This is a genomic window from Kribbella sp. VKM Ac-2569 (assembly GCF_004216905.1).
Classification (GTDB): domain Bacteria; phylum Actinomycetota; class Actinomycetes; order Propionibacteriales; family Kribbellaceae; genus Kribbella.
Genome location: NZ_SGXJ01000002.1, coordinates 1059120 through 1070772, shown reverse-complemented (window position 1 = coordinate 1070772; position 11653 = coordinate 1059120). Strand labels below are relative to the sequence as shown.

At 66.8% G+C, this 11653-nt stretch carries 21 protein-coding genes and 1 pseudogene; all 22 read left to right on the top strand.

Going from position 1 to position 11653, the window contains the following annotated elements; translation table 11 throughout:
* Positions 1-33 precede the first annotated feature (33 nt).
* The 22 genes and pseudogenes from tuf to rplO all read left to right on the top strand — a co-directional run bounded on the left by tuf (position 34) and on the right by rplO (position 11526).
* Positions 34-1227 carry an elongation factor Tu gene (gene tuf / locus EV649_RS18330; protein ID WP_130384646.1) on the top strand — a complete coding sequence of 398 codons (1194 nt, stop codon included), beginning with the start codon at positions 34-36 and terminating at the stop codon, positions 1225-1227.
* A 361-nt stretch (positions 1228-1588) separates the two neighbouring features.
* A complete protein-coding gene (gene rpsJ / locus EV649_RS18325; protein WP_012923688.1) occupies positions 1589-1897 on the top strand; it encodes a 30S ribosomal protein S10 in 309 nt (102 codons plus the stop codon).
* Between the two features lie 16 nt (positions 1898-1913).
* Complete coding sequence (gene rplC, locus EV649_RS18320; RefSeq protein WP_130384645.1) at positions 1914-2570, top strand: 50S ribosomal protein L3; 657 nt, start codon at positions 1914-1916, stop codon at positions 2568-2570.
* Positions 2567-3259 carry a 50S ribosomal protein L4 gene (gene rplD, locus EV649_RS18315; RefSeq protein ID WP_130384644.1) on the top strand — a complete coding sequence of 231 codons (693 nt, stop codon included), beginning with the start codon at positions 2567-2569 and terminating at the stop codon, positions 3257-3259. Before rplC ends, rplD begins: the two co-directional genes overlap by 4 nt.
* The gene (rplW, locus tag EV649_RS18310; RefSeq protein WP_130384643.1) at positions 3256-3561 is read left to right on the top strand and encodes a 50S ribosomal protein L23; all 306 of its coding nucleotides are present in this window, start codon (positions 3256-3258) and stop codon (positions 3559-3561) included. The genes rplD and rplW overlap by 4 nt, the downstream gene beginning before the upstream one ends.
* A complete protein-coding gene (rplB, locus tag EV649_RS18305) occupies positions 3561-4394 on the top strand; it encodes a 50S ribosomal protein L2 (protein ID WP_130384642.1) in 834 nt (277 codons plus the stop codon). The genes rplW and rplB overlap by 1 nt, the downstream gene beginning before the upstream one ends.
* A 15-nt stretch (positions 4395-4409) precedes the next feature.
* Positions 4410-4691 (top strand): 30S ribosomal protein S19, encoded by a 282-nt coding sequence (gene rpsS / locus EV649_RS18300; protein ID WP_130384641.1) that lies wholly within the window; start codon positions 4410-4412, stop codon positions 4689-4691.
* A gap of 52 nt (positions 4692-4743) precedes the next feature.
* A pseudogene (gene rplV / locus EV649_RS18295) lies at positions 4744-5169 on the top strand (50S ribosomal protein L22); the annotation flags it as partial.
* 178 nt (positions 5170-5347) lie between these two features.
* Positions 5348-6205 carry a 30S ribosomal protein S3 gene (rpsC, locus tag EV649_RS18290; RefSeq protein WP_130384639.1) on the top strand — a complete coding sequence of 286 codons (858 nt, stop codon included), beginning with the start codon at positions 5348-5350 and terminating at the stop codon, positions 6203-6205.
* 3 nt (positions 6206-6208) lie between these two features.
* Positions 6209-6628 (top strand): 50S ribosomal protein L16, encoded by a 420-nt coding sequence (rplP, locus tag EV649_RS18285; protein WP_130384638.1) that lies wholly within the window; start codon positions 6209-6211, stop codon positions 6626-6628.
* The gene (rpmC, locus tag EV649_RS18280; RefSeq protein ID WP_130384637.1) at positions 6628-6909 is read left to right on the top strand and encodes a 50S ribosomal protein L29; all 282 of its coding nucleotides are present in this window, start codon (positions 6628-6630) and stop codon (positions 6907-6909) included. The genes rplP and rpmC overlap by 1 nt, the downstream gene beginning before the upstream one ends.
* Positions 6906-7202 (top strand): 30S ribosomal protein S17, encoded by a 297-nt coding sequence (rpsQ, locus tag EV649_RS18275; protein ID WP_130384636.1) that lies wholly within the window; start codon positions 6906-6908, stop codon positions 7200-7202. Before rpmC ends, rpsQ begins: the two co-directional genes overlap by 4 nt.
* 95 nt (positions 7203-7297) lie before the next feature.
* Positions 7298-7666, top strand: a complete 369-nt coding sequence (rplN, locus tag EV649_RS18270; protein WP_012923677.1) for a 50S ribosomal protein L14 — start codon at positions 7298-7300, stop codon at positions 7664-7666.
* A gap of 1 nt (position 7667) precedes the next feature.
* Positions 7668-8057 carry a 50S ribosomal protein L24 gene (rplX, locus tag EV649_RS18265; RefSeq protein ID WP_130384635.1) on the top strand — a complete coding sequence of 130 codons (390 nt, stop codon included), beginning with the start codon at positions 7668-7670 and terminating at the stop codon, positions 8055-8057.
* A complete protein-coding gene (rplE, locus tag EV649_RS18260; RefSeq protein ID WP_130384634.1) occupies positions 8057-8629 on the top strand; it encodes a 50S ribosomal protein L5 in 573 nt (190 codons plus the stop codon). The genes rplX and rplE overlap by 1 nt, the downstream gene beginning before the upstream one ends.
* A gap of 1 nt (position 8630) precedes the next feature.
* Positions 8631-8816 (top strand): type Z 30S ribosomal protein S14, encoded by a 186-nt coding sequence (locus EV649_RS18255; RefSeq protein ID WP_012923674.1) that lies wholly within the window; start codon positions 8631-8633, stop codon positions 8814-8816.
* A gap of 94 nt (positions 8817-8910) precedes the next feature.
* On the top strand, positions 8911-9318 hold the full coding sequence (rpsH, locus tag EV649_RS18250) for a 30S ribosomal protein S8 (RefSeq protein WP_130384633.1): 408 nt from the start codon (positions 8911-8913) through the stop codon (positions 9316-9318).
* Positions 9319-9345: 27 nt separating this feature from the next.
* On the top strand, positions 9346-9888 hold the full coding sequence (gene rplF, locus EV649_RS18245; protein ID WP_130384632.1) for a 50S ribosomal protein L6: 543 nt from the start codon (positions 9346-9348) through the stop codon (positions 9886-9888).
* A 2-nt stretch (positions 9889-9890) separates the two neighbouring features.
* Positions 9891-10274 carry a 50S ribosomal protein L18 gene (gene rplR, locus EV649_RS18240; protein WP_130384631.1) on the top strand — a complete coding sequence of 128 codons (384 nt, stop codon included), beginning with the start codon at positions 9891-9893 and terminating at the stop codon, positions 10272-10274.
* A gap of 28 nt (positions 10275-10302) precedes the next feature.
* Complete coding sequence (gene rpsE, locus EV649_RS18235; protein ID WP_130384630.1) at positions 10303-10902, top strand: 30S ribosomal protein S5; 600 nt, start codon at positions 10303-10305, stop codon at positions 10900-10902.
* A complete protein-coding gene (gene rpmD, locus EV649_RS18230; protein ID WP_130384629.1) occupies positions 10902-11084 on the top strand; it encodes a 50S ribosomal protein L30 in 183 nt (60 codons plus the stop codon). Before rpsE ends, rpmD begins: the two co-directional genes overlap by 1 nt.
* A gap of 1 nt (position 11085) precedes the next feature.
* Positions 11086-11526: a 50S ribosomal protein L15 gene (rplO, locus tag EV649_RS18225; protein WP_130384628.1), complete on the top strand. Its 441-nt coding sequence runs from the start codon at positions 11086-11088 to the stop codon at positions 11524-11526.
* Positions 11527-11653 lie beyond the last annotated feature (127 nt).

Here is an 11653-nt window from a genome sequence, read left to right as displayed (position 1 = left end):
TACGGCGTAGTCAATTTATCTAGGAGGGCCCCAGTGGCGAAGGCGAAGTTCGAGCGGACTAAGCCGCACGTCAACATCGGCACCATCGGTCACATCGACCACGGTAAGACCACTCTTACCGCGGCGATCACCAAGGTGCTGCACGACAAGTACCCGGACCTGAACGAGGCGTCGGCGTTCGATCAGATCGACAAGGCGCCGGAAGAGCGCCAGCGCGGTATCACCATCTCGATCGCGCACGTCGAGTACCAGACCGAGGCCCGGCACTACGCCCACGTCGACTGCCCGGGGCACGCGGACTACATCAAGAACATGATCACCGGTGCGGCTCAGATGGACGGCGCGATCCTGGTCGTCGCCGCCACCGACGGCCCGATGCCGCAGACGCGTGAGCACGTGCTGCTCGCCCGTCAGGTCGGCGTGCCGGCGATGGTCGTCGCCCTGAACAAGTGCGACATGGTCGACGACGAGGAGATCCTGGAGCTCGTCGAGCTCGAGGTCCGCGAGCTGCTCTCGGAGCAGGAGTTCGACGGCGACAACGCGCCGATCGTCCGCGTCGCCGCTCACCCGGCGCTGCAGGGCGACGCCAAGTGGGGCGAGTCGATCCTCGAGCTGATGAACGCGGTCGACGAGTACATCCCGCAGCCGACCCGTGAGATCGACAAGCCGTTCCTGATGCCGGTGGAGGACGTCTTCACCATCACCGGTCGCGGCACGGTCATCACCGGCCGGATCGAGCGCGGTGTCGTCAAGATCAACGAGACCGTCGACATCGTCGGCATCCGTCCGGAGAAGCAGACCACCACGGTCACCGGTATCGAGATGTTCCGGAAGCTGCTCGACGAGGGCCAGGCCGGTGAGAACGTCGGTCTGCTGCTTCGTGGTACGAAGCGCGAGGACGTCGAGCGCGGCATGGTCGTCATCAAGCCGGGCACCACGACCCCGCACACGAACTTCGAGGCGTCGGTCTACATCCTCTCGAAGGAGGAGGGCGGCCGTCACACGCCGTTCTTCCAGAACTACCGCCCGCAGTTCTACTTCCGCACCACCGACGTCACCGGTGTCGTCACGCTGCCCGAGGGCACCGAGATGGTCATGCCGGGCGACAACACCGACATGTCGGTCGAGCTGATCCAGCCGATCGCCATGGAGGACGGTCTGAAGTTCGCGATCCGTGAAGGTGGCCGCACCGTCGGCGCCGGCCGGGTCACCAAGATCCTCAAGTGATCTCATGAGGTCCGCGAGGGCTCGAGAAGTGAGCCTTCGCGGACCTCTGCTTTGCGCCTGATCCGGCGCTCACGTGGTTCCGGATCAGGCGTGAAAGCCGCCGATTGGCGTTTCGACTCCGATCGATGGCACAATATTCAGGTTGCTCAGGCGAGGCCGCCGGGGTGCGCCCCAGATCTTCTTGATCTGGCTGGTGCGCTGGACCGGAGACCATGCCGAGGTTCCGGTCCGAGACCGGGCCCCGATCTCCAATCCAGGTCGACGAAGCGGTGGGTCACGTGCGTTCCGCGCACACGACACACCCGACCGCGGGGGTCGGAGCAACGAAGGCGAAGACGATAGAGAAGGACGAAGCGAAGCGATGGCGGGACAGAAGATCCGCATCCGGCTGAAGGCCTACGACCACGAGGTCATCGACAGCTCGGCACGCAAGATTGTCGACACGGTGACGCGTACTGGTGCGAAGGTTGCTGGCCCGGTGCCGTTGCCGACGGAAAAGAACGTGTTCTGCGTCATCCGCTCGCCGCACAAGTACAAGGACAGCCGCGAGCACTTCGAGATGCGCACCCACAAGCGGCTCATCGACATCATCGACCCCACGCCGAAGACCGTCGACTCGCTGATGCGTCTCGACCTGCCGGCTGGTGTCGACATCGAGATCAAGCTCTGAGGGACGCGAACAGCCAATGAGCAAGCTAAAGAACACGCGCGGTCTGCTGGGCACCAAGCTCGGCATGACCCAGACCTGGGACGAGAACAACCGCGTCGTCCCCGTGACCGTGGTCCAGGCCGGCCCGTGCGTGGTGACCGAGGTTCGCACCTCGGCCAGCCACGGGTACGACGGCGTCCAGATCGCCTTCGGCGACATCGACCCCCGCAAGGTGAACTCGCCGATGCGCGGCCACTTCGAGAAGGCCGGCGTGACCCCGCGCCGTCACCTGCTCGAGCTGCGGACCGCTGACGCCAGCGAGTACACCCTGGGCCAGGAGATCAAGGCCGAGGCATTCGAGGCCGGCGAGCGGGTCGACGTTTCCGCGACCAGCAAGGGCAAGGGTTTCGCCGGTGTCATGAAGCGGCACGGCTTCCACGGTCTGCGCGCCACCCACGGTGTGCACAAGAAGCACCGCTCGCCGGGTTCCATCGGCGGCTGCGCCACCCCGGGCCGGGTCTTCAAGGGCCTGAAGATGGCGGGCCGGATGGGCCACGAGCAGGTCACCACCCAGAACGTGTCGGTGCACGCGATCGATGTCGAGCGCGGCCTGATCCTGATCAAGGGCGCCGTCCCCGGCCCCAAGGGCGGCCTCGTGCTGATCCGCAACGCCGCGAAGGGAGCGTCGAAGTGAGCACCGTCGACGTCGTCGTCGTCAAGGGCGACAAGGTCAGCAAGAAGGGTTCCGCCGAGCTTCCGGCCGAGCTGTTCGACGTCCAGGTCAACGTGCCGCTGATCCACCAGGTCGTGGTGGCCCAGCTGGCCGCGGCCCGCCAGGGCACGCACAGCACCAAGTCCCGGGGCGAGGTGTCCGGCGGTGGCGCCAAGCCGTACCGCCAGAAGGGCACCGGTCGCGCCCGCCAGGGCTCGACCCGCGCGCCGCAGTTCACCGGCGGTGGCGTCGTCCACGGCCCCACGCCGCGTGACTACAGCCAGCGGACCCCGAAGAAGATGATCGCCGCCGCGCTTCGCGGTGCGCTGTCCGACCGGGCCCGTGACGGCCAGGTGTTCGTGGTCGAGAGCTTCGTGGACGGCGACAAGCCCTCCACCAAGTCGGCCCTGAAGGTGCTGGGCGAGGTGACCGAGCCGGGTAAGGCGCTGGTCGTCGTCGACCGCGCCGACGAGCTCACCTGGCTGAGCCTGCGCAACGTGCAACACGTGCACCTGATCGCCGCCGACCAGCTGAACGCGTACGACGTTCTGGTCAGCGACGCGGTCGTGTTCACCAAGAGCGCGCTCGACTCGTTCGTCGCCGGCGCGCCCAAGGGCAAGTCCGTCAAGGCCGTCGCAACGTCGACTGAGGCCGAGGAGGTAGAGGCATGAGCCACGGAGTCAACAAGGACCCGCGTGACGTGCTGCTCCGGCCGGTCGTGAGCGAGAAGAGCTACGGCCTGCTGGACGAGCAGAAGTACACGTTCGAGGTCGCACCGGACGCCAACAAGACCGAGATCAAGCTCGCGGTCGAGAAGGTCTTCAAGGTCAAGGTCAGCGACGTCAACACTCTTAACCGCAAGGGCAAGCGGCGCCGGACCCGGTCCGGCTTCGGTAAGCGCCCGGACACCAAGCGGGCGATCGTGACCCTCAAGGGCGACGACCGCATCGACATCTTCGGAGGCCAGTCGTAATGGGAATCCGCAAGTACAAGCCGACAACGCCGGGCCGCCGTGGCTCGAGCGTGGCCGACTTCGTCGAGCTCACCCGTTCGACCCCTGAGAAGTCGCTGCTGCGTCCGCTGCCCAAGAAGGGCGGCCGGAACAACTCCGGCAAGATCACCACCCGGCACCACGGTGGCGGTCACAAGCGGGCGTACCGGCTGATCGACTTCAAGCGGTACGACAAGGACGGCGTGCCGGCGAAGGTCGCGCACATCGAGTACGACCCGAACCGGACCGCGCGGATCGCGCTGCTGCACTACGTCGACGGCGAGAAGCGCTACATCCTCGCCCCGACCAACCTGAAGCAGGGCACGGTCGTCGAGAACGGCCCGGCCGCGGACATCAAGATCGGCAACAACCTGCCGCTGCGCAACATCCCGGTCGGCTCCACGATCCACGCCGTCGAGCTGCGTCCGGGTGGTGGCGCCAAGATGGGTCGCTCCGCCGGTACCAGCATTCAGCTGGTCGCGAAGGAGGGTCGGATGGCCACCCTGCGGATGCCGTCCGGCGAGGTCCGGATGGTCGACGTGCGCTGCCGCGCCACCCTCGGTGAGGTCGGCAACGGCGAGCAGTCGAACATCAACTGGGGCAAGGCGGGCCGGATGCGCTGGAAGGGCAAGCGCCCGACCGTCCGTGGTGTCGCGATGAACCCGGTCGACCACCCGCACGGTGGTGGTGAGGGTAAGACCTCGGGTGGTCGCCACCCGGTGTCCCCGTGGGGCCAGCCGGAAGGCCGGACCCGCACCCGCAAGGAAAGCGACCGAATGATCGTCCGGCGCCGCAAGGCCGGCAAGAAGCGCTGATAGGGAGCCGGCCACATGCCACGCAGCTTGAAGAAGGGCCCGTTCGTCGACCACCACCTGGCAAAGAAGGTGGAGGTGCAGAACGAGAAGGGCACCAAGAACGTCATCAAGACCTGGTCTCGCCGATCGATGATCGTGCCGGACATGATCGGCCACACGATTGCGGTGCACGACGGCCGCAAGCACGTGCCGGTGTTCGTGACGGACTCGATGGTCGGGCACAAGCTCGGCGAGTTCGCCCCGACCCGGACGTTCAAGGGTCACGAGAAGGACGACCGGAAGTCACGGCGTCGCTGATCCGCAAGGACAGTGACGAAGCGAAAGCAATCTACGGAGAGATTCGAACATCATGAGCGTTCAAGAGCGTAGGGCGATCAGCGCCCGTCGCGAGAGCCTGCTGGGCGAGCAGCCCGGGGCCTTCGCGGTCGCGCGCTTCGTCCGCGTGACGCCGATGAAGGCGCGCCGCGTGGTCGATCTGGTGCGCGGTCTGGGCGTCGACGACGCACTCGCCACTCTGAAGTTCGCCCCGCAGGCCGCTGCCGCGACCGTGTACAAGGTCGTCGACAGCGCCGCGGCGAACGCCGAGGGCACCGAACACCTGAGCCGCGCCGACCTGGTCGTGGCGAAGGCCTACGTGGACGAGGGTCCGACGCTGAAGCGTCACCGCCCGCGTGCACAGGGCCGGGCCACCCGGATCGACAAGCGGACGAGCCACATCACCGTGGTCGTCGCGCCGCGCGTCGAGGCCGAGCCGGTCGAGAAGGCACCGGTCAAGAAGGCCGCCGCGAAGAAGTCCGCGGATACCGCTGACACGGCGAAGAAGGCACCGGCGAAGAAGGCTGCCAAGAAGGCTGCCGACAAGCCGGCCGAGGCCGCCGAGAAGCCGGCCAAGAAGGCGACCGCCAAGAAGTCGGCCGCCAAGAAGGCCACCGCTGAGAAGAAGGAGTCCTGACGTGGGACAGAAGGTTAACCCGCACGGGTTCCGTCTCGGCATCAGCACCGACCACAAGAGCCGTTGGTATGCCGACAAGCTGTACAAGGACTACGTGGGCGAGGACGTCAAGATCCGCCGCCTGCTGAGCAAGGGCATGGAGCGCGCCGGCATCTCCCGCGTGGAGATCGAGCGCACCCGTGACCGGGTCCGGGTCGACATCCACACTGCTCGTCCGGGCATCGTCATCGGTCGCCGTGGCGCCGAGGCGGACCGGATCCGGGGCAGCCTGGAGGAGCTCACCGGCAAGCAGGTGCAGCTGAACATCCTCGAGGTGAAGAACGCCGAGGTCGACGCCCAGCTGGTCGCACAGGGTGTGGCCGAGCAGCTGTCCGGCCGCGTGGCGTTCCGCCGCGCGATGCGCAAGGCGATGCAGACCACCATGCGTGGCGGCGCCCTGGGCATCCGGATCCAGTGCTCCGGCCGGCTCGGTGGCGCGGAGATGTCGCGGTCGGAGTTCTACCGCGAGGGCCGTGTCCCGCTGCACACGCTGCGGGCCGACATCGACTACGGCTTCTACGAGGCCCGGACGACCTTCGGCCGGATCGGCGTGAAGGTCTGGATCTACAAGGGCGACGTCGCCGGCACCCGCGCCGAGCGCGAGGCGCAGGCTGCTGCTCGCGCCGCCACCCAGCAGCGTGGCCGTCCGGCCCGCCGTGACGGTGGCGACCGCGGTGACCGTGGCGGTCGCGGTGGTGACCGTGGCGGCCGTCGTGACGACCGCCGTGACAACCGTCGTGACAACAACGCGGCTCCTGCCGCCGAGGCGTCCGCGCCGGCTGCCGAGAAGGCTGCCGAGACGACCGGAACGGAGAGCTGACCAATGCTCATCCCCCGCAAGGTCAAGCACCGCAAGCAGCACCACCCGACGCGCTCCGGCGCGGCCAAGGGCGGTACGACGCTCGCCTTCGGTGACTTCGGCATCCAGGCGCTGGAGAGCCACTACGTCACCAACCGGCAGATCGAGGCCGCGCGTATCGCGATGACCCGGCACATCAAGCGCGGCGGCAAGGTGTGGATCAACATCTACCCGGACCGCCCGCTGACCAAGAAGCCGGCCGAGACCCGGATGGGTTCCGGTAAGGGTTCGCCGGAGTGGTGGATCGCCAACGTGAAGGCCGGTCGCGTGATGTTCGAGCTCTCCGGTGTGCCGGAGGACATCGCTCGCGAGGCCATGCGCCGCGCGATCCACAAGTTGCCGATGAAGTGCCGCTTCATCACCCGAGAGGCAGGTGAGAACTGATGGCTACCCTGACCGCCGCTGAGCTGCGGAACCTGGGTCGTGACGAGCTGATGACGAAGCTCGGCGAAGCCAAGGAGGAGCTGTTCAACCTCCGGTTCCAGGCTGCCACGGGCCAGCTGGAGTCCCACGGCCGGCTGCGTGCCGTCCGTAAGGACATCGCCCGCATCTACACGGTGCTGTCCGAGCGTGCGCTCGGAATCACCGAGGAGGTCGACGCCCCGGTCGAGGCCGAGGTCGTCACCGACGAAGCTGCGGACGACAGTGAGAAGGCCAACGCATGACCGAGAACGTGAAGGACGAGACCGTGAGCACGACCCCCGAGGCGCGAGCCCACCGCAAGACCAGGGTGGGCCTGGTGCTGAGCGACAAGATGGACAAGACCGTCACCGTCGAGGTCGAGGACCGGGTCAAGCACAAGCTGTACGGCAAGGTCATCCGGCGTACCAGCAAGCTCAAGGCACACGACGAGCAGAACGCCGCCGGTATCGGCGACCGCGTCCTCCTGATGGAGACCCGGCCGCTGTCGGCGACCAAGCGCTGGCGCGTCGTCGAGATCCTCGAGAAGGCCAAGTAGCTGTTCGGTCGCATGCGATCGGCAACCATTCGAAATTATTCGTTCCGCAAGGCTCACGTGAGTGAGAACCAGCGAGACAACCAGGAGATCAACAGATGATCCAGCAGGAGTCGCGACTGAAGGTCGCCGACAACACGGGTGCCAAGGAGATCTTGTGCATCCGCGTTCTCGGTGGCTCCGGTCGGCGCTACGCCGGTGTCGGGGACACGATCGTCGCCACCGTCAAGGACGCGATCCCCGGCGGCGGTGTGAAGAAGGGTGACGTCGTCAAGGCGGTCGTCGTGCGTACCGTGAAGGAGCGCCGGCGTCCGGACGGCTCCTACATCCGCTTCGACGAGAACGCCGCGGTGATCCTGAAGGCCGACGGCGAGCCGCGCGGCACCCGTATCTTCGGGCCGGTCGGCCGGGAGCTGCGCGAGAAGCGCTTCATGAAGATCATCTCGCTCGCGCCGGAGGTGCTCTGAGATGGCCCAGCAGAAGAAGCTGAACGTGAAGAAGGGCGATCAGGTTCGTGTGATCGCCGGTAGGTCCAAGGGCCTCGAGGGCAAGATCATCCAGGTCTTCCCGGACGACGAGAAGGTCATCGTCGAGGGCGTCAACCGGGTGAAGAAGCACACCAAGGTGCAGCAGGCCCAGCGCGGCGGCACCACCGGTGGCATCGTCACCCAGGAAGCCCCGATCCACGTCTCGAACGTGGCGCTTCTTGTCGAGGTCGAGAAGGACGGCAAGAAGGAGAAGGTGACCACGCGCGTCGGCTACAACCGTGTCGAGGTGCAGAAGCGCCGTCCCGACGGTTCGACGTACACGGGTTTCCGGAGCGTCCGGATCGCCCGGCGTACCGGCGAGGAGATCTGATGACCACCGCAGTTACCGAGACCAAGGTCCAGCCGCGGCTGAAGACGAAGTACCGCGAGGAGATCGTCGGCCAGCTGCACGAGCAGTTCAAGTTCGAGAACGTCATGCAGGTGCCCGGGCTCACCAAGATCGTGGTGAACATGGGCGTCGGCGAGGCGGCTCGCGACTCGAAGCTGATCGAGGGCGCCGTGAAGGACCTGGCCGCGATCACCGGCCAGAAGGCGCAGGTCACCAAGGCCCGCAAGTCGATCGCGCAGTTCAAGCTGCGTGAGGGGATGCCGATCGGCGCCCACGTGACGTTGCGCGGCGACCGGATGTGGGAGTTCCTGGACCGGCTGCTGGCGCTCGCGCTGCCCCGGATCCGCGACTTCCGCGGCCTGTCCGCGAAGCAGTTCGACGGCACCGGGAACTACACCTTCGGTCTGACCGAGCAGGTGATGTTCCACGAGATCAACCAGGACCGGATCGATCGGGTCCGGGGCATGGACATCACCGTGGTGACCACCGCGAAGAACGACGACGAGGGTCGGGCCCTGCTGCGGGCGCTCGGCTTCCCGTTCAAGGAGAACTGACGTGGCGAAGACAGCACTCAAGGTCAAGCAGGCCCGGAAGCCGAAGTTCGCGGTGCGTGGCTACACGCGCTGCCAGCGCTGCGGCCGGCCGAAGGCGGTCTTCCGCAAGTTCGGCCTGTGCCGGATCTGCCTGCGGGAGATGGCGCACCGGGGCGAGCTGCCCGGCGTGACCAAGTCCAGCTGGTGACCGTCTCCACCCCCGAACTTCTCCCTATTCACCACCATCTAGTCACCGTAGGTCGCCGGACGGCGAAACCACGGCGGGAAAGAGGCCCCAGGCCATGACGATGACCGACCCGATCGCAGACATGTTGACGCGTCTGCGGAACGCCAACCAGGCGTACCACGAGTCGACCACGATGCCGTACAGCAAGATCAAGCAGGGCATCGCCGACATCCTCCAGCAGGAGGGCTACATCGCCTCCTACCAGGTGGAGGACCCCAAGGAAGGGGCCGTCGGCAAGACTCTGACCGTTGACCTGAAGTTCGGCCCGAGCCGGGAGCGCTCCATCGCGGGCGTCCGCCGGATCAGCAAGCCGGGCCTGCGGGTCTACGCGAAGTCGACCAGCCTGCCCAAGGTCCTCGGTGGCCTGGGCGTCGCGATCATCTCGACGTCCCAGGGACTGCTGACCGACCGTCAGGCCAAGAACAAGGGCGTTGGCGGGGAAGTCCTCGCCTACGTCTGGTGACGAAGAACCGGAAGGAGGACCACAGAAATGTCTCGCATCGGTAAGCTCCCGGTCACGGTCCCGTCCGGCGTCGACGTCACGATCGACGGCCAGACGGTCACTGTCAAGGGTCCCAAGGGTCAGCTGTCGCACGTCGTCGCTGAGCCCATCGCGGTCGACCGGGACGACGACGGCGCTATCGCCGTGACTCGCCCCGACGACCAGCGCAAGAGCAAGGAACTGCACGGCCTGTCCCGCACCCTGATCGCCAACCTGGTGACCGGCGTGACGGACGGCTACGAGAAGAAGCTCGAGATCGTCGGCGTCGGGTACCGCGTCCTGTCCAAGGGACCGACCCAGCTGGAGTTCTCGCTCGGGTACAGCCACACGATCACGGTCGATGCCCCCGACGGCATCACCTTCAACGTGGAGGCGCCGACCCGCTTCTCGGTCATCGGCATCGACAAGCAGTCCGTCGGTGAGGTCGCCGCCAACATCCGCAAGCTGCGCAAGCCCGAGCCGTACAAGGGCAAGGGTGTGCGGTACGCGGGCGAGCAGGTGCGCCGCAAGGTCGGAAAGGCTGGTAAGTAACCATGGCGATCGGACTGCGTCCGCACAAGCACTCCGCCAAGAAGACGGCCTCCCGGCTGCGTCGGCAGATCCGGGTCCGGAAGAAGATCAACGGCACGGCCGACCGGCCGCGCCTGGTGGTCTCGAAGTCGTCGAAGCACCTGTTCGCGCAGGTCATCGACGACGTCGCCGGCAAGACGCTGGTCTCGGCTTCCACCATGGAGGCCGACCTGCGTGGCGCGGAGGCGAACAAGACCGACAAGGCCAAGACCGTCGGCGGCCTGATCGCCGACCGGGCCAAGGCCGCCGGCATCGACTCGGTCGTCTTCGACCGGGCCGGAAACAAGTACCACGGCCGCATCGCGGCCCTGGCCGACGCCGCCCGCGAGGGTGGGCTCGGCTTCTGATGGCGACAAGGGAAGAAGGTAGTTCGAAATGAGCGGAGGCCAGCAGCGTCGCGGAGGCGGCGCCGGTGGTGAGCGCCGTGGCCGCGACGGTGGTCGCGGGCAGCAGGCGGACAAGACCGCCTACATCGAGCGTGTGGTAGCCATCAACCGTGTCGCCAAGGTCGTGAAGGGTGGTCGTCGCTTCAGCTTCACCGCCCTCGTGGTCGTCGGCGACGGCGACGGCACCGTCGGTGTGGGTTACGGCAAGGCCAAGGAGGTGCCCGCGGCGATCGCCAAGGGCGTCGAGGAGGCCAAGAAGGCATTCTTCAAGGTGCCGCGCATCCAGGGCACCATCCCGCACCCGGTCCAGGGCGAGAAGGCCGCAGGCGTTGTCATGCTGCGTCCGGCCGCTCCCGGTACCGGTGTGATCGCGGGTGGCTCGGCGCGCGCCGTACTGGAGTGCGCGGGGATCCACGACATCCTCAGCAAGTCGCTGGGCTCGTCCAACTCCATCAACGTGGTGCACGCCACCGTTGCGGCGTTGCGCAGCCTGGAGACCCCGGAAGCCGTGGCCGCGCGCCGTGGCCTGCCGGTCGAGGACGTCGCTCCGGCGGCGCTGCTGAAGGCGCGGGCGGAGGCGGCTTCCTGATGGCACGCTTGAAGGTGACCCAGACCCGTTCGGGCATCGGTGGCAAGCAGAACCAGCGCGACACGCTGCGCACCCTGGGCGTCAAGCGGATCGGCGACAGCGCCGTCCACGAGGACAAGCCCGAGGTTCGCGGAATGGTCCGTGCGGTTCGCCACCTCATCACCGTCGAGGAGGTCGACTGACATGGCGCTCAAGGTTCATCACCTGCGTCCGGCGCCCGGTGCCAAGACCGCCAAGACCCGCGTGGGTCGTGGTGAGGGCAGCAAGGGCAAGACCGCCGGCCGCGGTACCAAGGGCAGCAAGGCGCGTAACAACATCCCCGAGTGGTTCGAGGGTGGCCAGATGCCGCTGCACATGCGGCTCCCGAAGCTGAAGGGCTTCAAGAGCAGGAACCGGGTGGAGTTCCAGGTCGTTAACCTGGACAAGCTCGGACAACTGTTCCCCGACGGTGGCGAGGTCGGCATTGCCGACCTGGTCGCCAAGGGCGCGGTCCGTAGCGGTCAGCCGGTCAAGGTACTGGGTGACGGCGAACTGACCGTGGCACTGCAGGTCTCGGCCAACAAGTTCTCCAAGTCCGCCACGGACAAGATCCAGGCGGCTGGGGGAACCACGACCGAGGTGTGACACGAGGTCCAGGGCTCGTAACGCCCGGTGCTTGATATCCTGCGCCGGTCGGACGGGCCCTGGTTCGTCTCTTGCCCAGCGGCTTAGCTAGGCCCCTGCCGTGCCCGCGGTAGGGAAACTTGTGGGA